The 23,143-nt window shown below is 40.7% G+C and carries 27 protein-coding genes; 5 read left to right on the forward strand and 22 right to left on the reverse strand.

What is annotated here, in order from left to right:
- Nucleotides 1–10 precede the first annotated feature (10 nt).
- The 4 genes from B9N86_RS17320 to B9N86_RS17335 all read right to left on the reverse strand — a co-directional run bounded on the left by B9N86_RS17320 (nucleotide 11) and on the right by B9N86_RS17335 (nucleotide 4,437).
- On the reverse strand, nucleotides 11–913 hold the full coding sequence (locus tag B9N86_RS17320; protein ID WP_208920469.1) for a carbohydrate ABC transporter permease: 903 nt from the start codon (nucleotides 911–913) through the stop codon (nucleotides 11–13).
- 85 nt (nucleotides 914–998) lie between these two features.
- The gene (locus B9N86_RS17325) at nucleotides 999–2,444 is read right to left on the reverse strand and encodes an ABC transporter substrate-binding protein (protein WP_208914401.1); all 1,446 of its coding nucleotides are present in this window, start codon (nucleotides 2,442–2,444) and stop codon (nucleotides 999–1,001) included.
- A 41-nt stretch (nucleotides 2,445–2,485) separates the two neighbouring features.
- A complete protein-coding gene (gene murQ / locus B9N86_RS17330) occupies nucleotides 2,486–3,394 on the reverse strand; it encodes an N-acetylmuramic acid 6-phosphate etherase (protein WP_208914402.1) in 909 nt (302 codons plus the stop codon).
- A gap of 179 nt (nucleotides 3,395–3,573) precedes the next feature.
- Nucleotides 3,574–4,437: a MurR/RpiR family transcriptional regulator gene (locus tag B9N86_RS17335; RefSeq protein ID WP_208914403.1), complete on the reverse strand. Its 864-nt coding sequence runs from the start codon at nucleotides 4,435–4,437 to the stop codon at nucleotides 3,574–3,576.
- Nucleotides 4,438–4,732: 295 nt separating this feature from the next.
- Here B9N86_RS17335 and B9N86_RS17340 point away from each other — a divergent pair, with 295 nt between their 5' ends.
- Both B9N86_RS17340 and B9N86_RS17345 read left to right on the forward strand, forming a co-directional pair.
- A complete protein-coding gene (locus tag B9N86_RS17340; protein WP_208914404.1) occupies nucleotides 4,733–6,034 on the forward strand; it encodes a 6-phospho-beta-glucosidase in 1,302 nt (433 codons plus the stop codon).
- On the forward strand, nucleotides 6,034–7,056 hold the full coding sequence (locus tag B9N86_RS17345) for an N-acetylglucosamine kinase (protein ID WP_208920471.1): 1,023 nt from the start codon (nucleotides 6,034–6,036) through the stop codon (nucleotides 7,054–7,056). Before B9N86_RS17340 ends, B9N86_RS17345 begins: the two co-directional genes overlap by 1 nt.
- A gap of 191 nt (nucleotides 7,057–7,247) precedes the next feature.
- On the opposite strand, the gene B9N86_RS17350 is transcribed toward B9N86_RS17345, so the two are convergent.
- The gene (locus tag B9N86_RS17350; protein WP_244562740.1) at nucleotides 7,248–7,856 is read right to left on the reverse strand and encodes a C40 family peptidase; all 609 of its coding nucleotides are present in this window, start codon (nucleotides 7,854–7,856) and stop codon (nucleotides 7,248–7,250) included.
- A 213-nt stretch (nucleotides 7,857–8,069) separates the two neighbouring features.
- On the opposite strand from B9N86_RS17350, the gene lpxA reads away from it, so the two are divergent.
- The 3 genes from lpxA (at nucleotide 8,070) to B9N86_RS30420 (ending at nucleotide 9,548) form a co-directional block, all read left to right on the forward strand.
- Nucleotides 8,070–8,846, forward strand: a complete 777-nt coding sequence (lpxA, locus tag B9N86_RS17355; RefSeq protein ID WP_208914405.1) for an acyl-ACP--UDP-N-acetylglucosamine O-acyltransferase — start codon at nucleotides 8,070–8,072, stop codon at nucleotides 8,844–8,846.
- A gap of 30 nt (nucleotides 8,847–8,876) precedes the next feature.
- Nucleotides 8,877–9,218 (forward strand): beta-lactamase family protein, encoded by a 342-nt coding sequence (locus tag B9N86_RS30415; protein WP_244562741.1) that lies wholly within the window; start codon nucleotides 8,877–8,879, stop codon nucleotides 9,216–9,218.
- An 81-nt stretch (nucleotides 9,219–9,299) separates the two neighbouring features.
- The gene (locus B9N86_RS30420) at nucleotides 9,300–9,548 is read left to right on the forward strand and encodes a hypothetical protein (RefSeq protein ID WP_244562742.1); all 249 of its coding nucleotides are present in this window, start codon (nucleotides 9,300–9,302) and stop codon (nucleotides 9,546–9,548) included.
- Nucleotides 9,549–10,484: 936 nt separating this feature from the next.
- Here the strand turns inward: B9N86_RS30420 and B9N86_RS17365 are convergent.
- From B9N86_RS17365 to B9N86_RS17445, 17 genes are all read right to left on the reverse strand, one after another.
- Nucleotides 10,485–10,991, reverse strand: a complete 507-nt coding sequence (locus B9N86_RS17365; protein ID WP_208914406.1) for a hypothetical protein — start codon at nucleotides 10,989–10,991, stop codon at nucleotides 10,485–10,487.
- On the reverse strand, nucleotides 10,982–11,230 hold the full coding sequence (locus B9N86_RS17370) for a hypothetical protein (protein WP_208914407.1): 249 nt from the start codon (nucleotides 11,228–11,230) through the stop codon (nucleotides 10,982–10,984). The genes B9N86_RS17365 and B9N86_RS17370 overlap by 10 nt, the downstream gene beginning before the upstream one ends.
- A gap of 413 nt (nucleotides 11,231–11,643) precedes the next feature.
- Nucleotides 11,644–12,252 (reverse strand): hypothetical protein, encoded by a 609-nt coding sequence (locus B9N86_RS17375; RefSeq protein WP_208914408.1) that lies wholly within the window; start codon nucleotides 12,250–12,252, stop codon nucleotides 11,644–11,646.
- Nucleotides 12,253–12,323: 71 nt separating this feature from the next.
- Nucleotides 12,324–13,424, reverse strand: a complete 1,101-nt coding sequence (gene dnaN / locus B9N86_RS17380; protein WP_208914409.1) for a DNA polymerase III subunit beta — start codon at nucleotides 13,422–13,424, stop codon at nucleotides 12,324–12,326.
- A 246-nt stretch (nucleotides 13,425–13,670) separates the two neighbouring features.
- The gene (locus B9N86_RS17385; protein ID WP_208914410.1) at nucleotides 13,671–14,153 is read right to left on the reverse strand and encodes a GNAT family N-acetyltransferase; all 483 of its coding nucleotides are present in this window, start codon (nucleotides 14,151–14,153) and stop codon (nucleotides 13,671–13,673) included.
- Nucleotides 14,154–14,178: 25 nt separating this feature from the next.
- Entirely contained in the window at nucleotides 14,179–14,934 is a 756-nt protein-coding gene (locus tag B9N86_RS17390) for a Nif3-like dinuclear metal center hexameric protein (protein WP_208914411.1), read from the reverse strand.
- Nucleotides 14,935–14,948: 14 nt separating this feature from the next.
- Nucleotides 14,949–15,473 (reverse strand): GrpB family protein, encoded by a 525-nt coding sequence (locus B9N86_RS17395; protein WP_208914412.1) that lies wholly within the window; start codon nucleotides 15,471–15,473, stop codon nucleotides 14,949–14,951.
- A gap of 16 nt (nucleotides 15,474–15,489) precedes the next feature.
- Entirely contained in the window at nucleotides 15,490–15,777 is a 288-nt protein-coding gene (locus B9N86_RS17400) for an antibiotic biosynthesis monooxygenase family protein (RefSeq protein WP_208914413.1), read from the reverse strand.
- Nucleotides 15,778–15,873: 96 nt separating this feature from the next.
- Entirely contained in the window at nucleotides 15,874–16,044 is a 171-nt protein-coding gene (locus B9N86_RS17405; RefSeq protein ID WP_208914414.1) for a YHYH domain-containing protein, read from the reverse strand.
- 97 nt (nucleotides 16,045–16,141) lie between these two features.
- Nucleotides 16,142–16,696 (reverse strand): GNAT family N-acetyltransferase, encoded by a 555-nt coding sequence (locus B9N86_RS17410; RefSeq protein WP_208914415.1) that lies wholly within the window; start codon nucleotides 16,694–16,696, stop codon nucleotides 16,142–16,144.
- Nucleotides 16,697–16,933: 237 nt separating this feature from the next.
- On the reverse strand, nucleotides 16,934–17,575 hold the full coding sequence (locus tag B9N86_RS17415) for an HAD family hydrolase (RefSeq protein ID WP_208914416.1): 642 nt from the start codon (nucleotides 17,573–17,575) through the stop codon (nucleotides 16,934–16,936).
- A gap of 83 nt (nucleotides 17,576–17,658) precedes the next feature.
- Nucleotides 17,659–18,609 (reverse strand): LacI family DNA-binding transcriptional regulator, encoded by a 951-nt coding sequence (locus B9N86_RS17420; RefSeq protein WP_208914417.1) that lies wholly within the window; start codon nucleotides 18,607–18,609, stop codon nucleotides 17,659–17,661.
- 168 nt (nucleotides 18,610–18,777) lie between these two features.
- The gene (locus B9N86_RS17425; protein WP_208920473.1) at nucleotides 18,778–19,554 is read right to left on the reverse strand and encodes an alpha/beta fold hydrolase; all 777 of its coding nucleotides are present in this window, start codon (nucleotides 19,552–19,554) and stop codon (nucleotides 18,778–18,780) included.
- Nucleotides 19,555–19,641: 87 nt separating this feature from the next.
- The gene (locus B9N86_RS17430; RefSeq protein ID WP_208914418.1) at nucleotides 19,642–20,190 is read right to left on the reverse strand and encodes a GNAT family N-acetyltransferase; all 549 of its coding nucleotides are present in this window, start codon (nucleotides 20,188–20,190) and stop codon (nucleotides 19,642–19,644) included.
- Nucleotides 20,191–20,371: 181 nt separating this feature from the next.
- Nucleotides 20,372–21,136 carry an ABC transporter permease gene (locus B9N86_RS17435; protein ID WP_208914419.1) on the reverse strand — a complete coding sequence of 255 codons (765 nt, stop codon included), beginning with the start codon at nucleotides 21,134–21,136 and terminating at the stop codon, nucleotides 20,372–20,374.
- A gap of 45 nt (nucleotides 21,137–21,181) precedes the next feature.
- Entirely contained in the window at nucleotides 21,182–22,162 is a 981-nt protein-coding gene (locus tag B9N86_RS17440) for an ABC transporter substrate-binding protein (protein WP_208914420.1), read from the reverse strand.
- Nucleotides 22,163–22,179: 17 nt separating this feature from the next.
- Nucleotides 22,180–22,965 (reverse strand): ABC transporter ATP-binding protein, encoded by a 786-nt coding sequence (locus B9N86_RS17445; RefSeq protein ID WP_244562743.1) that lies wholly within the window; start codon nucleotides 22,963–22,965, stop codon nucleotides 22,180–22,182.
- Nucleotides 22,966–23,143 lie beyond the last annotated feature (178 nt).

Consider the following 23,143-nt stretch of genomic DNA (forward strand, 5'->3'; position numbering starts at 1 on the left):
CCTCCTCTCCTTAATATTCCACTTCTTTGCCCAGGAATTTAAATTGAACGAATGAAATCGAAGCAATAATGAAGGCCAGAACGAGAGATTGCGCTGCTGCCTTACCGAATTCAAAATATTTGAAAGCGTTATTGAAAATGAGCAAGCCCACCATCGTAGTCGCATTATCCGGACCGCCGCCCGTCATCAGATACGCGTTCTGGAATACCTGGAAGGAACCGATGACACCCGTTACTAGCAAAAATAAAGTCGTTGGTTTCAGACACGGAATGACGATGTACCACAGTTTTTTCAGGAAAGAAGCTCCGTCCAGTTCTGCGGCTTCATAATAACTTTCATCAATGCCGAGTAATGCAGCCAAATAAATAATAATACTCGTTCCATGACTGGACAGCCATGACATTAATACGAGAGAGAACATAGCAGTAGAGCTAGATCCCAGCCAGTTGCTGTTGCTTATCCCGAACACACTGAGCAGCTGGTTGAAAATACCTGACGGCATCGGATCAAAAATCCAAAGCCATACAACGGAAAGAGCTACACCGGACGCTACGGCCGGAAGATAATAAATAGCCTTGAATATGCTCTGCGTTTTTTTTCTTAACGGAAGAATCAAAATAGCCACAGAAAAGGATATGAACAGACCGACCGGCACCGTGAGCACCGTATATAAAACCGTGTTGTAAATTGATTTCCAGAACAGGCTGTCAGAGAATGTGGCTATATAATTCTCGAATCCGATGTATTCTGAACCAAGCGGTTTGTATTTTTGAAAACTGATTATAAACGCACTTACAACGGGATACGCAGTAAACATCGCAAATACAACGAGTGCAACAGCGATAAAGGCATAACCGTAGCCGCTGTCTCCTTTGATCCGACGTCTTTTGATTGGTTTGGCGAGTTGTGTCATCATGCGAAGCTCCTTTCACTGCTCGGTTCAAGCATATACCGGATAGCCGCATGAACTTAGACAAGCGGCTATCCGATTTAACCTATTAGTCTTTTACAATTCCGTCTTCACCAAAGGCTTTAACGGCTCCTTCTTTCACAGCATCGTACATTTGTTCAGGCGTAATTTCTCCAGCAATTAATGCTTGCAGTTTCGGAATAATGACCTCATCTTCCAATTTGATTCCTTTTGCACCCATATCGGTTGGAATATCAGTACGTGCAGGTGTAGCTTGAGTAAGCAATGTTTCAACAGCTGCTACGTTATCCGGGTTTCTATCGATTTTCATATCCTTCGCAGCTTCTCTGCCGCTCTTTGTGATATGTGCTGCAAACAGGTCGTTGTTCGTAGTCGCTGCTACTTCACCAGCAGCGAGGAAGTAAGCCGCTTTTACGACATTGGCTTTATGCTCAGGCGTAGGCTCATTCTTACCGCGGAAAGTTACATAACCGTCAACAGCAACGCTTGATGATTGTTTTTGACCCGCAAAGGTTGGAACCGGCAGAACGATATACTCCACAGGGATACTTCCTGACACAGCACTACCATCATTTGCTTTAATTTTCTCATTGTTTTGGTTGGCGTTATTTTCAAAAGTGGCAAGACCTTTTCCCGTAATCATCGTTTGACCTGTCAAGAACATGTTCCAACGTTTACCAGCATCTACAGAGCTAAGCTCTTTCGGCATGGAACCGTCGTCGATCATTTGACGGATAGCTTTCAGCACTTCCAGGAAGTTCTTGCTCGTGTAAGCATACTTCAGGTCTTTATCAAAGGCGTGCGGCATGCCCGCATTTTTAATCAGAATGGTCAGATAGTCTCTGGAAGCAACACCAGCGGTTGCAAATACGAAGCCGTAACGGGATGTCTTATCCCCTTCTTTTACAACACCCTTTTTGATCTGCTCACGGAATTCTTCGTAAGTCCATCCTTCTTTTTGTACTTTTTTATAGTCGATACCAGCTTCCTCCAGGAACTGTTTGTTACCGCCAATGGCGTGAACTTCCATGTAACCCGGGAATCCATAAAGACTGCTGCCCATTTTCATGTATTCCAATGGAGCAGCATCAAAGTCTTCAATCATTTCCTTGGTTGCTGTATCCGTGATGTCCATCAGCATGCCTTGCTCAACGTATTTGGAAAGACCGCCAGAAGGGATGAATGCGATATCCGGTGGGCTGCCTGCGTTAACCTGAGTATCGAGCTTCTGAGTCATATCTTCCCAACTGGCAGGCTCGATTTTCAAAGTCAGGTTTGGATACATAGCAGTAAAGTCTTTTTCCAATTGTGCGAATCTATCCTGAAAATTACCAGATACTGGTGGAAGGAGGGCTGTGATTGTATCTTTAGCTTCGGTTTTTGTGCCTCCATCCGTCGTTCCTGGATTTTGCGCATCCTTGTTGTCAGTTCCACTTCCACTTCCACCGCCACAAGCGGATAATGCTAAGGTTAAAGCGAGAACAGGTGCTAATATACGCATCTTCTTTTTCATTACTCACAAACCTCCCCTAAGAATATACAATCTTTTTCACATCACTTTTGTAATTGTGCGAATGCTTTTTTCAGACTGCCTTCGCTTTCATCCAGCGCTTGTTCTGCCTTCTCTGCGTCTAAACCGGTTTTGATCATCATAATGGCTAATTTACAGCTCATGGAAGCGCTTTCCAAATAACTAATAGCTGTCTTATCGTCTACCCCCGTAGCTGACTTAATAATACGAACTGAGCGGTCATACAATTTGATATTGCTTGCTTTAAGGTCAACCATAAGGTTGTTGTATGTCTTCCCAAGCTTTACCATCGTACAGGTTGTGAGCATGTTGAGAACCAGCTTTGTTGCAGTGCCTGCCTTCAATCGGGTAGATCCCATGATGACTTCGGGTCCAACAACCGGCGCGATACATACGTCGCATACGGGCTCAACCCTTGAATTCTTGTTATTGACTACACCGATTGTGGCCGCTCCAATCTCTCCTGCCTTCTTCAAGCCGGCAATGACAAATTGTGCACTTCCACTCGCTGTGATCCCAATGACAACATCCCTGTCCGTTACGCCGCATCGTTCAATTAATGCGATCCCCTCCTCTGCATTGTCTTCATAACCTTCAACTGCCAGCCTCAGTGCCACATCGCCTCCGGCAATATGTCCCTGCACCAGCAATGGGTCAGTACCAAAAGTAGGAGGACATTCCGAAGCATCAAGCACACCTAGTCTCCCGGAAGTTCCAGCCCCTATGTAAAACATTCTACCGCCATTTTTAAGCACACGGTGTAAAATATCAACCGCTTTCATAATTTGCGGTATTTCTGCTGCTACGGCGTCCGGAACCTTGGAATCCTGCTCATTCATTAGACGCAGCATTTGTTCCGTTGTACATTCATCGATCATCTGAGTCTTCTCATTGATCTCTTCTGTCGTCAATCCCGCCAGATACTCATCCATGGCCATCCCCCTATCCCAGTTATTTGAATTTCTTAATTGCATCTTAACGAGAAATTTCATTTTGGTCAATAGTTTCTGAAATAAAATTTTATAATAAAATATAACACTGGTTTTTTATTTTGATATTTCATAAAAAAAGACACCGGCTTTTTTGCTGAAATCACCGGTGTCTTTTATGACTATTTTCGATGCTTACTCGATATAATATTGTGCGTCTTAGTCAAATATTTCTTTACATTTCTGTATTCGGCACTTGCTACACCGGCAAATAAAATATCAATAACGGTAAGCATAGCGATCCGTGATCCCATGGCACCACTGCGAATGGTTAGCTCTGGAGTAGAAATGCTCAGTACAATATTGGCCTTCTCAGCCAATTCACTCTTATTGTACTTAGTTATGGCAATAATTGTGGCTCCCGTTTTCTTGGCGATATCGAGCGAATCAAGAATATCCACGGTATCCCCGGAATTAGATATAAAGATAGCAACATCATTTTTTTCAAGCAGTGTTGCTGCTGTAAGTTGACTATGCCCATCCGTATAGGCATGGCACATTTTGTTAATACGGGAAAACTTCTGTTCTGCATCTATTCCGACCAGACCAGAAGCGCCGATACCAAAAAATACAATACGCTTACATTGACGAAGCACTTTTACCGCACGATCTATCGCGTCTTTATTAATAACACTCATCGTATCTTCAATGGATTTGATGTTGTTCCGCGAAATATTCGAAATAATTGTGGTCAGATCATCACCAGGCTGAATATCAGTATACTGATGCCTCTGTTCCTCATCCATTGAACCTAGTGATGCCGAAATGCTCACGATAAAGCTGCGATACCCCGTGTACCCCATAGTTTTACAAAACCGCAGTACCGATGCGTCACTTGTCTTCGTTAGTTGGGCAAGGCTCTTAATCGAAAGATGAGGGATTTCCTCTAAATTCTCCAATATATACTCCGCAAGCATTTTCTCCACAGGTGTCAAGCTGTCTTTCATATCCCGAATCTTTATCAAAATATTATCGTTGATTGACATATGATTTCCCTACTCATCCTATAGTCTATAAAAACAAAAACCTGATTCTACTCTCTTACAAATCAAAAATCAATATCATCATAAGCTCAATTACAACAAAATACAAGATCAATATAACAGCTTCATGATAGAACTATCAATTCCCAACCCCGAAATTTTATTTCATGAAAAATATATCATTTTGAAAATTTAATTCTATTTTATATTGCAGCGCTTTCAAAAGCAATGCTATAATAGCAGCAAAAATGAGTACATATTTACAAAATCACAATGTATCGAAGGGTGGAATAAGAAAATGAGTAAAAAATTGAAAATTGCAATAATCGGATCAGGCAGCACGTACACCCCGGAACTGATTGAAGGTATGATTAAGCGTAAAGATATATTACCGATAGATGAACTCGTACTTATGGATATTGATGCTAGGAAACTGGAAACAGTAGGCAAGCTTTGTGAACGAATGATTCAGGCAGAGCAGATTCCTTGCCGGGTCATCATGACACAGGACTTGGATGAAGCGCTGCTGGATGCAGACTTTGTGCTTGGACAGATCCGTGTTGGCAAACTGCCGGCCAGAGTGCTGGATGAGACCATTCCTCTGAAATATGGATTGATCGGACAGGAAACATGCGGTATTGGCGGATTCTTCAAAGCGATGCGCACGATCCCAGTCATGCTTCATATTACAGAACGAATGAAAGAGCTGTGCCCTGATGCGTGGCTAATCAATTTCTCTAACCCAGCCGGAATAATAACAGAAGCTCTGCTCAATCACTCTGATGTAAAAATGCTGGGACTCTGCAATGTGCCATTCAACATGTTTAAGAGCATACACGAGACATTAAAGCTGGATCAGCCAAATTTTACTTATGTAGGACTTAATCATCTAAGCTGGATTACAGCCATAGAACAAGACGGAACAGACTATTTGAAATCCGCGCTTGATATGGGTCTGAACAGTGAAGCGATGAAAAACATACCTTCTAGCGGATTCAGCAAAGAGCTTGTCCAGATGGTTGGGGCCATCCCTTCTTCCTATCTGGAGTATTACTACTTCAAGGAGAAGAAATATAAACTTCTTAAAGAGAGCGAAATTACACGAGGCGAGAAATGTATGCAGATTGAGGAAGAACTGCTGGGAATCTATTCCGATTCCGAATTGCACAGTAAACCAGAACTTTTATCATCACGTGGAGGTGCGAACTATTCCGAAGTAGCGATCAGCTTAGTGGATGCCATCTATAACGATAAGCAAGAGGTTCATGTCGTGAACCTGCTAAATAACGGTGCTTTGGATTTCATGAAAGACTCCGACGCTGTTGAAATGTGTGCGGTTATTGGCAAAGATGGCGCGAAACCGATCCCTGTGCCTGATTTCAACAATGAACACATTATCGATTATATGAGAATGGTAAAAGCTTATGAGCGTGAGACTGTTACTGCAGCGGTGAGCGGCAGCGAAGATGCCGCTATGCGCGCACTGCTGATGAATCCACTCGTTGGTGATTATGACGCTGCATATAACTGTTTTCAAGAACTGAAAGAAGCGCATAAGGAATATCTCCCGCAATTTTATACGAAAGAAAAGATGTCGTGATGAACAAAAAATACATTATTGGCGTTGATGGCGGGAACAGCAAGACGGACTACTTTTTGTTTGATCTTCAAGGAAACTTTGTAGATCATATCAACACTGGAACATGCAGTCATGAACAGTTCCCTGACGCTTATATGAGTTCATTCCGGATCATGAATGAGAATATTCAGCAGTTACTGAATCGAAATCATTTATCCATGGATCACATTGCAGCAGGCGCATTTGGTTTGGCCGGGGCAGACGTCCCCACACAGAAGGACAATTTAAATAAAGTAATAGAACAAATCGGATTCACTCATTATGCCATGGACAATGACTCTTTTCTAGGCGTAAAAGCCGGCAGTGAAAAAGGCTTCGGCATATGCTCCATCAATGGCTCAGGCACGGTTACCGGTGGAATTTCTCCAAGCGGCAGCCGCCTGCAGGTCGGAGGCGTTGGCAGTGAGTTATCGGGTGATGAAGCTGGAGGATATTTCTTAGCAAGAAAGGTGCTTCGAACAGTATACGATTCCTTTTACCGTATGGGACCGAAGACCTCAATGACGGAACCTGTCATGAGCCTGCTCCAAATACCGGGTAAAGAATACTTTATTGAGTACGCCATGGATGGAGTCTTAAAGCGGACCTTGCCAAATACCAAGCTGATGCAAATCATGTTCTCTGCGGCAGATCATGGTGATCAGGCTGCGCTTGATATCATTGATCATACCGCCAGACAGCTGGCTCATTCGACAGTAGGTTGTATGCATAATCTGGATTTCGGTATAGAAGTTGATATCGTGCTGGCGGGCTCCGTTTGGGTTAAAGCGGAAAGCCCTCTGTTGCTCGAGAAGTACAAAAGTTATGTGGCCACATTAACAGAGCATCAATGCAAATATATTCTTTTGCAAGTCCCGCCTGCTACCGGTGCTGTATTATGGGCTATGGAACTTGCTTATGGACACCCTGTGGATACAGATACCCGAGCGCGAATCATTGAATCGGTAGAAAATATTCATAAGAAGGACCCTTCACCAGCGTAAAATAAAATTATCAACAATATGGAAATGTCACCTTTGGCATAAATTCATTCAATCTAAAACAAAAGACGGTTTCTTTGGGTGATCTCCCATTGAAACTGTCTTTTTCTTTCATAAGAGAACGAATCATAACGAACAAAAAAATCTCCTCGCATACTGAACTTTTCTCATTGAAGAACAGTCCATTACTGTAATCAGTATGATATTGCCTGTCCCCGAAAATCTTCACACTCTATCTTATATTCCTTCTCCTCCATTGCAGAACCCAACTGTGGGTAATCATACAGCATCCCTTCATAGACGGTTTCAAATGCCGGATGTATGAGGAAATCATTAGGTGTGATCAAGGCAGAAGGCCTGTTCCATAAGTCAAGTTCTACCCCTTTTAATGCTTCCGCCACAAACTGTGAACAAAAGTAGGCGTTTTTAGGCGCGAAGTTGATTTTCATAGTGAGGAAGAGTAATCCTATAAGATTGTATTTATACGCTTCTTTATTTCGTTTAAAGTATTGAATTAACCGTTTCAATTCTATACGTTGCTGAGCAGATACATTTAACCGCAGCACTACGCATCGAGTCTCTGGGAAATAGCGGTATACCCCTTCATAGATATCTTCTTCCACAAACCCTGCAGACCAAGGATTAGTAGCACACTTTCGCCCAAAGCTGTAAACCTCTCGAAGACCCTTGTCCAGAGCCAGCGAAGCATGATTATAAGGCGCTGAAGTATATCTCTTGATCATTCTCGTGAACATCGTACCGGTATCGGTCAATAGAACATATATATTATCTTGTTGAATCATTTTCAATCCCCCAACTCATTTAAATACCATATCATTATTTTATTCGGGACACATCATTTCCAAAACCGACCGTAGGACAGTATTGAAACTGGACTTAAGTCTTGTTCTATGAATATTTCTGTGGGTCTGATCTCGAAAAATGTAGATACAGAATGACAATTGTCGTATACAATAGTTGATAGGATTTAAAATACATTTATTAGGAGTATATATATGATTCATCCAAATGCTGTGCTTCACGAAAGTGTAGTCTTGGGAATTGGTGTTGAGATCGGCCCCTTCTCTGTCATTGACGAAAATGTGGTCATTGGCGACTTCTGCAAGATTGAGTCACATGTTCGAATACACAGTCATACAACCCTGGGTAAGCATAATCATATCTATCATAGCGCAGCTATTGGCACAGACCCGCAGCATATAACACCCGATAAGGTACCGACATATTTAACGATCGGTGACCATAACATCATTCGTGAGTATGTCACTCTATCACGCGGTTCATTAAAAGGTGGATCATATACCACGATCGGTGATCATAACTTGATTATGTCATATGCGCATATCGGTCACGATTGCTTGGTTGGCAATCACACCATCATTTCCAGCGGAGTATTGGTCGCAGGTCATGTTGAAATCGAAGATTATGTCGTGATTGGTGGTGCTGCTGTCATTCAACAGTTTAGCAAGATCGGACGTAATGCTATGGTAGGTGGAAGCAGTGGTGTAAACCAGGATGTGGTACCTTTCTCTCTCGTTAGCGGTACCCCCATCAGATACGGTGGTCTAAATGTTGTTGGTCTTAGAAGGGCAGGTCTATCCTCTGAAAAATTGAAGGAAATCAAGACGATCCACTCCATTCTTCTTCGTAAAGGTCTAAGTCTGGAGACAGCAACCAAGTCCATTGAGGAAATGCCTCCTTCTGAATATGTTATGAATACGCTTAACTTTCTGAACAAATCAACCAGACCATTGTGCAGACGAGCGAAGTGATTCCATTACATGTTGTAAAGGAGAACTGGAATGAACGAGGTATCAGCAAAGATTGAGAACCTGCTTAAGAGAATCGTACATAAAGATCGGCGCATTCACAATGCCTATTTTCTGGTCCATTCAGAAAAACTTGGGATTCACCTGAACCTGGCTGAAGGATTTACCGGCAGCATGTCTGCAAATGGTCAGCAGCGTTATTTAATCGCCAGCATTAGCAAACTTTTTACCTCTGTCTTATTCGCTCTATTCGTAGAGCAGCAGAAGCTAACTTATGACGACCCCATCCATTTATATATCGAACAAGACCTATTGAACAAACTGCATGTACCTCTCCCGATTATGGACTCCTCAGGAGGTCATTGTCTGGTCTAAAGACAATTTGAAACCATACTTCCCGCCGGGACAGGGCTTACATTATTCGGACACCGGGTATCATCTATTAGGACTCATCAGATGAAAGTATGGTCCAAGTTTGCAATGGGGATAGACTACGGATATGGACTGGTCAGATTCCGAACGATCCCCCTCCTCATGCCACCTAAACATAACATCTGGGGAAACTTCGGATCTACGGGTTCGTTTCTATTCTATCAGCCGGATATGGATCTGTATCTCATAGGCACCTTCAATCAGTTTAGAACAACTCAAAAGGCCATTCGATTCATGCTCAAAACCATTGATATTGTATCGAAAATGAAATAAATACTGCACTTGCCAAAATCTACGGTAATTAAATATGAAACTGTGAAGTATTGATTCCTTTTGTAAAACAGAAGTAGTACGGCCAACCACTCTAACTATCCACCCGCTCCGGACTATAGATCCGCTATTTATGTCAATAAGTAGCTTTTGATTCAGCCTGAGGACTCAGATTCCGCTATCGGGTTAAATCATACACAAATGAATACGATTATAAGCAAATAACGGATCCCCTGTCCTCATTCTTTCTTGAACGAGGAAAAATCCGTAAATAGCGGAACGTCAGTCCGAAATAGTTAAGTAAGTGGTCAACCACCGGTATGCAACGCCGCACTGCGCTTCTGGAAGCTGCCCGCGCTCAAAATAGATTATTGGCAAGTGCACTTATTTAGAGCAATTTCCTAACACTTTTATTAACACTATTTTAATGTTATGAGTTCTGGCCCAATCGGTTAACGCTTTAATGGCTGCATCCTCCTGTTCTATAAATCGAAAACAAAGATCAACAGGATTGCTTCTCTTACCCACAGATACAATGGCGATAATCGGTTTAAAGTACCCATGCACTCTAATCTCCTTGATATCCGAAGCCTTGAGTTCCTTGCCTCTAACAGTTAGTAATTCAGGACTTATATGCGTGGTAAAAGACTCCATTAACATTCTTCGAATAATAAGGATTATAAGAAAAATACAGAAGCTGATTATAACTACTTTAGTCCAGAAAAAAATATATCTAACGGGTCACCTCGATCAAATTTAATCATAATCGACGAATAAGATTGAGATGCTGTTATTAAACACATACCTATGATCATTCCAATTCCTGATGGGTTCTTAGCTTTAAAAATGCGTTCTATGTTTATCAGCTCCTTAGCTTCGATAATCTGACCTTTCAAGTGATCATCATGATAAAAGCATCTTCTATCGAAAAAGAAATAATCAGAGCCATCTCACTACACGTTTATGTGTCACGACTTTAATGTTATGTATCCTGGCCCACTCGGTCAACGCTATGATGGCAGCGTCCTCCTGCTCTATAAATCGAAAACAGAAACTCACAGGGGTAATTCTCTTACCTACAGGTATAATGCCGATAAGCGGACTGAAGTACCCCTGTACTCTGATCTCCTTGATTTCCGAAGGCTTAAGCTCTTTGCTTCTTACAGTCAGTAATTCAGAACTTATCTGCGTGGTAAACGGCTTCATTAACATTCTAGTAATTGTAATAATCACAAGAACAAAACAGAAGCCCGCCAAAACCACTTGTGTCCAGAAAAGAACTATTGCTAAAGGATCATCTGGATCGGTTCTTGTCATAAACAACGATAATAATTGGGAAGTAATAATAATGCTCATACCTATGATCAAATTCCACCCTCTTGGATTCTTTGCCTTAAAAATGCTGCTTTCTATATATCTCAACTCCTCAACTTTAGCTAAAGCCATTTTTTTACCTGCTTATGTGACAGTTTCACCTGATGTTTGCTCGCCCATTCCGTTAATTCCTGAATGGCTGCGTCCTCCTGCTCTATAAATCGAAAACAGAAATCCATAGGGGTAATTCTCTTACCTACAGGTATAATGCCGATAAGTGGTCTGAAGTACCCATGCACTCGGATCTCCTTGATGTCCGAAGGCTTAAGCTCCCTATTTTTTACTTTTAACGATTCCCGACTAATTTGCATGATAAACGGCTTCATAAACATTCTTATAATGGTGAATATCAAAATAGCGAAGAAACAAACTAATAAGAATATTCCAAAATAACTCATAAAAACATCGAAATTATCCCGGTTGGTTCTTTCAACAAGGTATAGACGGGAATTTGTTCCAATGAGTATTAGCATAAATACCATAGTAAAAATTCCTGAAGGATACTTCGCCTTAAAAATACGTTCTATCTTCATCAACTTCTCTCTTTTAACAAAATCCGCTAGCTCTTGCGGTCTTAATATAAAGAATCTCTACTATTAGAACACCTCATCCATTACTATTGTTGCCTAGCCAAACAAAACATCCATGACTGTTCCGTATTTTCCCATTATTCCCAACCGGCCATTTGGCATTATTGTCTGCTGCTATTCAGCATTCACGTTTATCATGATTTCGATTGTTTATTTTTCACCCATTCTTTATACCCCGGGAGTGTATATTCATCGGTTTTAACAACGGTCCATGGGTCTGATTCATGGTTTCGTTGAACGTGTAGACTAATGAGAAGCTCTCCTCCGGAAATATCATAATTATCCAATAAGTACGTAATCTCCGTGTGAACAAGTACAACGGCTTTATTACTGCCAAGCTTTTTAACTTGAATTCGGTCATTACTCTCTTCGTTATAATTAGCATCCAGTAGTTTAAATGATTTTAAGTGATCCAGCTCGTCTTGTTCGACATTAATGCCCGTTTTACGATCCATATGATGTGCTAACTGGGGGAACTGCTTCCATAGAACGTTTATATCTTTTTCAAGGACTGCTTTCGTTCTGAGATGCAAATACTCTCTAACCACCTTGATGTATTCACCCCATTCTGAAGATGAGATGTCTACAAAATCATCTGTAGCTGCACTTGATCCCCCTGCTTCTGAAGGAATAAATGCTGCATCAACCTTATTTTCGATGCTCTGAGTTTGTGTACCATCGGTTTCATTGCCGCACCCTATCATAAATGACAGGATCATGCACATTACAAGAAGTTTTTTCATAGCTTAAACTACACTCCTTATTGAGATAAATAGCTATATTTCTCTTCATTACTTTTACCTCTCATCAGGTTTTACTTCATCGCACCCATAATCAAATGTAAACTGTTCTCTTGTTCGTGGGGTTTGAATATGATCATTTTTTGATTAAGGCTGTAATAAATGGCCGTATACTCTGTTCTTATCGTCTTTAAAGCATCTATTGCATATTTCACATTGTAGTTAAACTCGAAGTCGTTCCCATTTAAGCTCTCAAGCGTGATGTTTTCATCCAAGTTACCATTTTCACTCTGGCAATAGATGTTGATGTAACCGTTTCTTATTTGCATGGTCGTAATAAAACCATTGCCATTGTCGGAGATAATCATCGATCTTTCAAGTGCTCGCAATAGATCTTTAGTAGACACTATGGCTTTAGTGTTAGGTTCCATCGAGATCATTCTTTCGATATCCGGGTATCTTCCCTCTAGTGGTGTTACCGCATACGTAAAGGTTCCTTGATTGAAAACAACACGGTGTTCCAGAAAGTCTATACGTACAGGTAGCTCATCTTTTACCATATTTCTAATCTCTACTAATGTTTTCCCCGAAATGATTCTATTCTCAGAAATATCTGTAGGCAATTGTTCAGTAATTCTGGCTACTCGATGTCTGTCACATGCCGTAAAACAAATAAAATCATCGTTCATTCTCATATGAACCCCAGTTAACAACGGAGTCTCTTCCCTGGTGGAAACTGCATAAATCGTTTGTTGAATCAGGTCTTTCAAGATTGCCCCTTTCATGGTGAACCCTTTTCCGCTGTGCTCCATTCTGACCTCAGGATATTCGCTTGCATCCATCCCAATCAAACGAAACTTAGAATTTCCGGATATAATGTTTACAATAGTGTGATCTATTAAATCTACCTCTATGGTCTCTCCATCCATCTTTTTGATGATCTCATGTAATTTAGCAATGGGCAGCACAATCGACCCAGATTTAATATAATTAAACTTGTCATTACTCAATTCATATCTCAAAATATTATGGGAATCGCCGCCTACTAATAAAATCCGCTCCGGTTCTACTGTGATTAGGACTCCGCTAAGTATGGGAATAACTTTGGAGGTGGCTATCCTTGAGATATGCTGTAGGGGAAGAACCAATGCATCTTTTGGAACTATAAACTTCATCTGGCATCCTCCTGTTATTGGACTTTCATCTCTAAAGAAAAATTGGAGGACCTGTTCTGCAAAACCCTTTGCTTCACGAAGTCCTCCAATTAATCAGCCTCTATATTTCTAATATCTCAATTCTATTTCCTTCTGGATCAATGACCACACCAATCATTCCCCAATCAAAACGGATGACTTCGATGTCTACATTTCTATCTTTCAGTTCAGTAGCGTTAACCTAATTTTTTTCCATTAACAGAGTTTCTATGTTTCCATGCATAAAAACTGTACATCTGTTCCATGAACTTTGCTAAGTAAAGTGTCCCGCTCTACGAATCCATTCTTTTTGTATACATTTATAGCTCTTGTATTAAAAGTGGCAACAGCCAACCTAAATTGGTCTTGTTTATAACGTTCTTTCATGAATTGCAGCCCATCCGCAACAAATAAACTTCCCTGACCATTTCCGGTCAACGATGGTTTCATACCAAGTCCAATATCTAGTCGGTTCTCTTCCACATATATTCCAGCATCATATCCCCCAGGTAGTCTTGCACTATTACCGCAGCAAAAAAATCCAGCTAACTGGTTCTGATGATTAAAAGCGCCATAATACTCACCATTCATTAATTCTTCTATGGACTCATCACTTGAATCAAAGTTATAAAAGTCATAGGGTTCTGGATACTCCCATGTCATTATCATCTCAGCCATGTGCTTGGTCATCGGTTTAAAAGTATACATCATTACTGTTCCTTCTCCTTATGTTTGCTTACTCAATATGTTCCTCAACTAACTGTACGATTTCGATATCTGGATGATGTTCAGCTATCTTTTCCGCTAACGATTTTACTCCAAATATTTCGGTGAAGGTGTGGCTGCCCACAATTAAGTTCATCATCACATATTGCGCATATTGTACCGTGTATAAGTTTTTCTCTCCGGTAATATACACATCGCATTCCCCATTGACCGCATCTCGAATTTGGTCTGTGCCATTCCCTGCACCCGTCACTATTCCTACCCGCTTAATGAGCCGATCTGAATTTTTCCACGACTTCACATCTTCATCAAGCACAGATCTTACCTTATCAATAAACGTCTCAAATGAGATAGGTGTCGTTAGTTCACCAGTACCAGGAATACTTCTTCCTTCTTGATGTGATGAGACTTGCACCAGACTCTCCATTCCGAGCTCTTTAAACAACGAGTTACATGTACCAAACGGAGCATAATCCAATGGTAAATGTACAAAAAAATGATTCATTTGGTGTTCCATCAATAGACTGTGACATTCTTCTTTCATTCCGTAAATAAAATCCCATGCATCATGATGTGTAAGCAGTAGCTGAACTTTTTGCTCAGCTGCTTGCTTGATAACATCCACTGTAATGTTAGTCGCATAACCAATACGCTTAATCTCTTCTGGACCGTAGGGATAAAAAGCGTATTCATCTCCTTCTTCAAAAGCCTGAAGCAAATCGCCGAATAGCAATTCCAAAGTTTCCTTCAATTGAACTCTGTTCATTGATCGCCCTCCATCTACCTTCCTGCGCCGAACTCTTCTGTCGCCTTATTAATAACTTCTTGAATAAAGGTTTCCTTACCCGCTGTATATTGAACACGGTCATGTTTATGTCTAGCTTCTAATTCTTTCTTTAGCTGATAATATTGCGCCAGCGTATCTGCATGGTTTCTCAGATAATTCCGAAATAACATGTTATTTCTCCACTGTGCACCACTCATTTCATATATATGAAGATGGTGTGTACCTGCTCGCCATTTCCCCTTACGAAAAAATTTTCGCTCTGGAAAATCTGGTTTATGTACATATTCATAACCAATCTTCATTAAGCGATCGATTTGTTCTTGACCCACTTGATCGAGATCCATGACACCGACCATCATATCAATGATTGGCTTCGCGCCTAGACCCGGTACGGACGTACTGCCAATATGCTCAATTGTCATGAGTATATCTTGTAAAGCCTCTGATATTTTGACTCTTTCATCTTCATATTGCTTTTTCCACTCTGGATTGTATTCCGATACAATGACTTGTTCCATTGATTAACTCCCCAATTCAAATGACGGTATAGTGCTCTACTGTTGGAAAAGGATCGTAAAAATGATGAAGCAGCTTCTTCCACTCCTGATATTCCGGGGAACCTCTGAAACCGATAGTATGATCCTCTAAATGCTCCCACCTTACAAGCAATATATATTTATGATCATCTTCTATACATACTTGTAACTCGTGATTGATATATCCCTTCATGCTGGAAATGATGGCTGACGCCTCTTTAAAAGCGGTTTCAAATGATGGAGTTAACCCTTTCTTAATATGTAATATGGCAACTTCTAAAATCATGGTAAGCCACTCCCTTCTCCATTCACTCTAAAATGACAAACCCAGCCTAGAATTATCTTGAGCTGGGTTTATTTTTTAAAAACGCTATCTTTGGCATTATTTTTTCTTCTTGTGATAGTGATAACCGGTGCATAGTCCTTTTTGTTTTGATTTTGCTGAACATTTATGTCCTCCATTTTTGTCGGTTCTTCCTGAATGTGCGTAAGCAGCAGATGAAGTTCCGACAAGTACGGCTAGTGCTATAAATAGCATTATGATCTTTTTCATGGCTTCTCCCTGTATTTACCCTATGCTTTAGGGTTTATTACAATCCCCACTATTCTACAATATATTCCATATCCAGGATATAGTTTTTTTAAAACTCTTACTCCATTTCATGATTTCGTAATACCATATGTATATGATCTTCCCATGTCCCGTTTATCTTTAAATATTTTTGGGCAAGACCTTCATGATAAAATCCTAGCTTTTGCACAACTTTCAAGGAAGCTTCGTTCCTTGGCATGATATTGGCTTCAATCCGATGAAGTTTTAATACGTCAAACGTATAATTGATCATGCATTTGATCCCCTCTGTCATGTAACCTTGGTTGTTCTCTTCCTGATCCAAGCGATAGCCTAGGTGACAAGATAAAAATGCTTCCTTAACAATATTGCTCAGTGCAATGGATCCAATAATTTTGTCCGGTTCATCTATTTTATACATCCATACTTTAACCAGTTGTCCCTTTTCCATATCAAGTTTATCGCTTAAAATTAATTCTTTTTGTGTTTGAGCGGTGTAATAATCGGCGTTTCTAACAACTTCCCACCTTTCTAAAAACTCCTTATTCCTCACGACATAATCCAAGACTTGCATCGCTTTAGATTCGTCAATAGATTTTAGTATTAATCTTTGAGAGTGTAGTTCAATATCCATAATCATCCTCTTTTCCTTAAGCTCTGAAGTTGAGCAGATTTATTTTCAATGAATGAATCCCATGCTGCAATCTCATCGTTATAACTCGACCAGTTAAATTGTTTTCGTGACTATATGACAACAAAAAAAGAGCTGATAATAGCTCTTTTTTTGCTTTATTCAACGACGACCTTTAAAAAATACTTTTTCTTCATAATGAAAGGGTATTTACCATTGAATGATTTATCCCATTAGTGGTTACCTAGTTACAGTTCCTTCTTCATGGAGCAGTGTAAGGATATCCAGCGGTTTCTCAAACTTATATTTTGCAGGTATCGCTTCATGATTTTTGCAACCCCATAATGCCAATCCAAAGTCGATTCCAGCATCTCTGGCACACTCGTAATCATAAATCGTATCTCCAATATATATAGAAGACATCGCATCAGCACCCGAAATCTCTAGAAACTTGAATAATGGTTCTGGATGCGGTTTATGCAGTTCGGTGTCGTCAGCACACACAACATGCGGAAAGTGTCCAGTTAAACCAAACGGTACAAAATCATGTGAAAATTCTTGATCTGTCTTAGACGTTACTACGCCCTTCATAACAGACTGTTTCTTCAACTCGTCGAGCAATTCCTTGATCCCACTAAAAACATCTATCGTAGAATAATATTCTTTCATAAAGCTGTCCCAGCGGTCTAAAGCTTGATTCATATCGTCAATCCCTAACTGTTGCAATGCATACATCCCAGGAATCCCAAGTGCGAAATTCAGGTCTTTCAGATCGATATCCCTGTCATAATCCACCTTCAACAATTTTTGCAATGAACTCAACACGGCTTGCTCTGTGTCAATCAAGGTTCCGTCAATATCAAATATAAATGTGTTGTACATGAATCGATTCCTCCTTAACATCGTATAAGCGGTTTGAAAGCCTATCTGCATGCTAAAGTATGATATCCATTTCAGGTCAACAGCTAAATTGATAAACGGTGAATAATTCGATATGGTATTTTTTGCTTCTCTCTAGATTTACTTATAATGAGGTTGAAAGCTTGCTCACCCACTTTGACTAATTGATGATCTACAGTAGAAAGACCTAAACCGATTCCAATGGGCTGATTCTCTTGTCCAATAATCGCTAGATCATCAGGTACTTTTAGCTGAATTGAAAGAGCGTACTGATAGAAGCCTCCTGCCACCTCGTCTCCATTAGCATAAACGGCCGTTGGTCTAGGGTTCATGCTTAGCAACTTCTTTGCTGCGTTACTCCCATCCTCCATACTATAACAATCCGAAATGTGAAGCTCCGGTCGTAATTCACCAAACACGTTTTTGTAAGCTGCAATCGTTTGTTGTGTGCTTTTGCTCTCAAGCCCTCTTGCAGTTGTAAAGGCTACCGTTGTATGCCCCTTTTCTTTGAGCAGTTGAAATACATCCAGATAAGATGAATATCGGTCAAGATATGAACATCCTATTTCAGGATGATCGGTATACTCGCATGCGACGATCATTCCATATTTCGTAAAAGGAATAATCGATTCCCAATCGTTACTTCGTGAGGTGATGATAATACCGTCCAACTGTTTGTTTTTAAGCATGTTCAAATAGCTGATTTCTTTATCTTTATTGTATTTTGTTGGCAGAACCGTAACCGAATAATCCTGTTCGATAGACATATTGAGAATTCCATGTAACAGCTGATCGAACGCCTGATTATTGTTGTAGGGCATGATGACACCAATCGTTCTCGTTTCCCTGCGGATTAAATCGATGGCAGCCCGATTTGGCGTATAATCCAATTCATCAATCACTTTCTGAACAGCTGCCCGTTTATCCTCAGATACATACGGATGATTATTAAGCACTCTTGATACAGTCGATACAGACACACCTGCTTGCTTAGCAATTTCGTTAATGTTAGCCATAGAAACCTTCTCCCAATGTAAAATGATCAGCTTCTACCCTCATATCACTGAATATTTGATACCACTTCTATCAATGTAACATAGATGAATCACCTTTGCAGTTTCGCACACCGAATTATTCTTTTTACCATATGTCGGCTCAACATAAAAAACAGGATAAAGCAGTTGCTATTTCTGCTTCATCCCGTTCAACATGATTAAAATTTCCTCTATCACAATTTCCGGTTCATCGTGATGAATATAATGCCCGCTGCGACCAGCAATCCGGTGCTTATTTGACGTTGACAGCCGCTGGAAATCGGCTTGCAGCCTTAGCTCAACTTCCAATATTTCTTGTGAGGGCCATTCCCCGTCCCCTATATCTGGTAAGCCTCTTGTAATAATAGAGAGCGGAATATCACTTTGCCGAAAATGATCAACGATTTGTTTATAGCTCTGTGGCTTATCGATTTTCTCACTATTCAGCATAGGATTCTCGAAATATTCCCTATTTTCAGCAGCCAGCTTTTCTGGCAAAACCTTCTCATACGCGAGTTCTTTATATTCAGGCGCCGCATCAACTAGAACAATGCCGGAAATGAGCTGCGGATAAAGGCTTGCATACAGCCTGGCGACTAAACCGCCAAAAGAATGTCCCACCAAAACATAGGGTGGTTCCACGTCAAGTGCCAACAACAGTTCGGAGAGCTCCTCGACCAGATCATGGCAAGTTCGCGGTACGGACGCCGCTTGGCTCCTACCAACACCAGCTCTGTCATATGAAAAAGTTGACGTTTCCTGCGATATGCGGTCTTCAACCACATTCCATGTCTCATGGCTATCACCTAATCCGGCGATGAAGATTACGCTCGGTGTACTTTTCCGAAAATATTTACTGTACAGCCTGCGGTTATCATAGGTATAGAGACTTTCCTTATAACTACCGCGGATTTCTGAAGCGTTCATACCAATCGTTTCTTGCACCTTCTTATTACACATACAGCCTCCCGTAATCTTTTTTGTTTAGGCAAAAGCAGCGGTCAGCGACCTTACTTACATATGTATCTGTTTATGTTCACTTTTTAACAGACCATATACATACTCATCGTAATGAATTCCGTTAGTAAAAATCATATTTCTCAGCCTGCCCTCTTGTTTGAAGCCAAGGTGTTCTTGTAATCCAATGGAGCTTTCGTTAAAAGCATATACTTGTGCTGTTACTTTCTCGTAACGCAACTCTTGAAAGAAATATCGAAGCAAAATTTTCACTGCTTCGGAAGCATACCCATTGCGCCAATGTGCGCGAAAAATCGCCACACCATATTTAAAGGTCCCATTACGTTGATTACAATTATGTGAATTAATACTACCGACTAATTCTCCTTCGAGAGTTTCAATCGCAAGCATCATATTGTCTCCATCCGAACCTTTTGTTGCCTGCTGTTCAGCCCACAACTTGGTTCCATCCTCTGATCTCGGAAAGTACAGGGCATCTGACAATCTGGCTCCCTCACTATCTTGATCGTTCTCGTGAAACTTCGCCCAATCGCCCGGTACGATCGACCGTAATCTGACTTTTTCACCTACCCAAATGTTCAACACTTTCCATCCCCTTCTATAAAATCAAGTGATGTAATATATTGTATATTATACAACTCAACACGTCATCAATGGACAGAAAAAATGACTTCTGAATTCAGAAGTCATCTTTTGGACGCTAGAAGATAAGCCCTATTCTATAATGGTCCATAAAATGGATCATTGTTTATTATTTTACAACCTATTAAATGCTAGCCCTTCCCCAAATACGATTAATCCAATTTTCAAAAAGCCCTACGACTTTATCAAGGAGCAGCCCAGCTACTCCAATAAACAAAATACCAGCCATCACCAAATCAAGTCTCAAGGAGTTTCTGGCATCAACGATTAAATAACCTAGACCTGACTGCGTGCCAATCATCTCACCTGCGACAAGAAAAACCCACGCTGTTCCTACAGCAATATGCAGCCCATTCGCAATGTAGGGGAACGCAGCTGGAAAGATGATTTTTCGTAAAAGCTCAAACTTCTTAATCTCGAAATTTTGAGCAACTTTCAAATACGTCTTATCAACTTTTCTTACAGCCGCCACCGTTGATAGTAATACTGGAAAAAAGGCGGCGATAAAAATAATGACGATGGCCGGCATATTGCCGATACCAAACCATAGAACTATAAAAGGTGACCAAGCAATCGGAGAAACCGGCCTTAGCACCTGAACAATTGGGTCGATCACTCCCCATAATGCTGGGATTCTCCCAAAAATAAGACCTAAAACAATGGCGAACACAACCGCCGACAGATACCCTGTCAAAAACCGCATTATACTTACTTGAAAATGAACAAACAGGGTGCCATCTTTAACAAGCGATAGGATTCCCTCCCAAACTTGTAGAGGTGTCGGAAAAAGTGCCGAATTGTATTTTCCAATCATAATAATCGCCTGCCATACGGCTATCATAATAAAGAAGCCAATGATTACATTCATCACATTTTTTGTTTTTAGCATCCTTTTCACATCGCTTTATCGCAGATTAACGGGTAGTAAATCCCCCTAAGGTTGATTCACTTTATCAAACAAGGAATTGTCTACAAAATCTGCATAGGATGGCGGATTGTCCTGCAAACCCATCTCAACAAGATTCTTTGTTAACTCCTCGTAGTCTTTTTCATGGATTTTCAAATCATCATAAGCGATCCATTGAAAGGATAAATCCATAACGTTTTTGTTCACTTTCATATAATGTGATGACATTTCATGTGTTTGTGCATCCTTTAGCTCAGCTGTTTCACCAGCTTTCACATAATAATCAACCAACTCTTGAGCAATTTTATTTTCTTTGTCAATAAATTCGCCGCGCAGCACTAGTGCACAATCAATGGAGTTCTGCCATATCTCATTATCCTGAAAAAGCACCTTCCCTTTATCAATCGCTACTGAAGCTGCTCCAAAAGGTTCTGCGACTACATACCCTGCAATTCTGCCCTCAGCTAGGGCCGCCGGCATTTCAGCTGGCGGAATCTCAACTGGATTTACGTCACTGTATTTTAGTCCATTTTGCTTAAGCATTTGGTATAACAAAATATTATGAGTTGAGAATTTATGAGGAATCGCGAAATTTTTGCCCTTTAAATCTGCGACACTGTTAATATCTTTTGCGGCTACAAGTACGTTCCCATCCCGATGGCCTAAGGCGACTGCTTTTAGATCAATTCCTTGCTCTTTCGCCTTCATGGCCAAGGTAACAAGCATGGAAGCCCCGTCAATATTACCCGTGTTCAAGGCGTCTACAAGTTCGGGCCACGAACCAAATTTCACGAGCTCAAGATTGAAATCGTTATACTTTTCCTGTTCCTTTTCAATGTACAACGGTACCGCATGGGTAATCGGCAAATATCCAATTTTAATCGTTCGTTGTTCACCTTGGGCATTTCCAGAGGATTTGTCGTTTCCTCCCGCCCCACAAGCAGCCAGCGTAAATAGCAAAATTGCAGATAGAAAGAGAAATGCTCCTGATTTAATAATCCTTTTCATGAAGTTCTCCTTTTCGATTAAAACTCGATTGGTTTGTCAGGTCGACTGAAATGGAATTCCTCAAAAATAACATTCCGATAATGCTGAAAATCACTGTCGCTGCGGTCTCGAGGTTTCGAGAGAGAGATGTTTATCTCTTTATGAATGTGCCCCGGATTGGGATGCATAATAAAAATCCGGTCTGACAAATAAATGGCTTCATCAATATCATGGGTGACCAGAATGGTTGTTGTTTTTTCCTGACGCTGGATACGCAGAAGCTCATTTTGTAAATAGTAGCGATTGAACGTATCCAAAGCTGCAAAAGGTTCATCCATCAATATCAATTCTGGTTGTAGTGCAAGTGCTCTGGCAATGCCCACCCTCTGTTTCATTCCTCCAGACAGCTCATGGGGAAACAGGTTTTCTTTCCCTTGTAATCCCACCAACTCTAAGTAATGAAGTGCCTTTTCCTTTCGTTCTGCAGAATGAAGTTTCAAACCTTCCAGACCTAATTCAACATTTTTAAGAACAGATCGCCAGGGTAGCAGGCCATAATCTTGAAACAACATGATACATTTACGATTTGCCTGATCCACCAACTCTCCGTCGAGTAACACTTGGCCTTTATCGGCTTTTTCAAACCCTCCAATGATATTGAGAAGAGTACTCTTGCCACAGCCGCTTTCCCCTAAAATGGATATGATTTCACCATGTTTTACTTCAAGCGAGATGTCCGCTAGGACGGGAATTTCTTGATTCTTATTTCTGAAGCTCTTACTCAAATTTTCAATTTTAATGATCTGCGGTTTTTGTAACTCCACTCTTTCCACCTCCCCTGATAATCGAGCTATGTATTCATCTATAAAATCTAGATCCGATAAACAAGCTTTACGAAACATTTAAATCCCCATAAGAATAGTATGGTTTAATCGATGTAAGTCATTTTATTATACTTTGTTCATTTTTTCAATCATATCGAGAAACTATTTTTTATTGCTG

The sequence above is a fragment of the Paenibacillus uliginis N3/975 genome (assembly GCF_900177425.1).
Classification (GTDB): Bacteria; Bacillota; Bacilli; order Paenibacillales; family Paenibacillaceae; genus Paenibacillus_AQ; species Paenibacillus_AQ uliginis.

Excerpts from the sequence above, each read along its gene's own strand:
- B9N86_RS17320 (WP_208920469.1), bottom strand. The coding sequence starts at position 913 with ATGACACAACTCGCCAAACCAATCAAAAGACGTCGGATCAAAGGAGAC.
- B9N86_RS17325 (WP_208914401.1), bottom strand. The coding sequence starts at position 2,444 with ATGAAAAAGAAGATGCGTATATTAGCACCTGTTCTCGCTTTAACCTTA.
- murQ (WP_208914402.1), bottom strand. The coding sequence starts at position 3,394 with ATGGATGAGTATCTGGCGGGATTGACGACAGAAGAGATCAATGAGAAG.
- B9N86_RS17335 (WP_208914403.1), bottom strand. The coding sequence starts at position 4,437 with ATGTCAATCAACGATAATATTTTGATAAAGATTCGGGATATGAAAGAC.
- B9N86_RS17340 (WP_208914404.1), top strand. The coding sequence starts at position 4,733 with ATGAGTAAAAAATTGAAAATTGCAATAATCGGATCAGGCAGCACGTAC.
- B9N86_RS17345 (WP_208920471.1), top strand. The coding sequence starts at position 6,034 with ATGAACAAAAAATACATTATTGGCGTTGATGGCGGGAACAGCAAGACG.
- B9N86_RS17350 (WP_244562740.1), bottom strand. The coding sequence starts at position 7,856 with ATGATTCAACAAGATAATATATATGTTCTATTGACCGATACCGGTACG.
- lpxA (WP_208914405.1), top strand. The coding sequence starts at position 8,070 with ATGATTCATCCAAATGCTGTGCTTCACGAAAGTGTAGTCTTGGGAATT.
- B9N86_RS30415 (WP_244562741.1), top strand. The coding sequence starts at position 8,877 with ATGAACGAGGTATCAGCAAAGATTGAGAACCTGCTTAAGAGAATCGTA.
- B9N86_RS30420 (WP_244562742.1), top strand. The coding sequence starts at position 9,300 with ATGAAAGTATGGTCCAAGTTTGCAATGGGGATAGACTACGGATATGGA.
- B9N86_RS17365 (WP_208914406.1), bottom strand. The coding sequence starts at position 10,991 with ATGGCTTTAGCTAAAGTTGAGGAGTTGAGATATATAGAAAGCAGCATT.
- B9N86_RS17370 (WP_208914407.1), bottom strand. The coding sequence starts at position 11,230 with ATGCAAATTAGTCGGGAATCGTTAAAAGTAAAAAATAGGGAGCTTAAG.
- B9N86_RS17375 (WP_208914408.1), bottom strand. The coding sequence starts at position 12,252 with ATGAAAAAACTTCTTGTAATGTGCATGATCCTGTCATTTATGATAGGG.
- dnaN (WP_208914409.1), bottom strand. The coding sequence starts at position 13,424 with ATGAAGTTTATAGTTCCAAAAGATGCATTGGTTCTTCCCCTACAGCAT.
- B9N86_RS17385 (WP_208914410.1), bottom strand. The coding sequence starts at position 14,153 with ATGATGTATACTTTTAAACCGATGACCAAGCACATGGCTGAGATGATA.
- B9N86_RS17390 (WP_208914411.1), bottom strand. The coding sequence starts at position 14,934 with ATGAACAGAGTTCAATTGAAGGAAACTTTGGAATTGCTATTCGGCGAT.
- B9N86_RS17395 (WP_208914412.1), bottom strand. The coding sequence starts at position 15,473 with ATGGAACAAGTCATTGTATCGGAATACAATCCAGAGTGGAAAAAGCAA.
- B9N86_RS17400 (WP_208914413.1), bottom strand. The coding sequence starts at position 15,777 with ATGATTTTAGAAGTTGCCATATTACATATTAAGAAAGGGTTAACTCCA.
- B9N86_RS17405 (WP_208914414.1), bottom strand. The coding sequence starts at position 16,044 with ATGAAAAAGATCATAATGCTATTTATAGCACTAGCCGTACTTGTCGGA.
- B9N86_RS17410 (WP_208914415.1), bottom strand. The coding sequence starts at position 16,696 with ATGGATATTGAACTACACTCTCAAAGATTAATACTAAAATCTATTGAC.
- B9N86_RS17415 (WP_208914416.1), bottom strand. The coding sequence starts at position 17,575 with ATGTACAACACATTTATATTTGATATTGACGGAACCTTGATTGACACA.
- B9N86_RS17420 (WP_208914417.1), bottom strand. The coding sequence starts at position 18,609 with ATGGCTAACATTAACGAAATTGCTAAGCAAGCAGGTGTGTCTGTATCG.
- B9N86_RS17425 (WP_208920473.1), bottom strand. The coding sequence starts at position 19,554 with ATGAACGCTTCAGAAATCCGCGGTAGTTATAAGGAAAGTCTCTATACC.
- B9N86_RS17435 (WP_208914419.1), bottom strand. The coding sequence starts at position 21,136 with ATGCTAAAAACAAAAAATGTGATGAATGTAATCATTGGCTTCTTTATT.
- B9N86_RS17440 (WP_208914420.1), bottom strand. The coding sequence starts at position 22,162 with ATGAAAAGGATTATTAAATCAGGAGCATTTCTCTTTCTATCTGCAATT.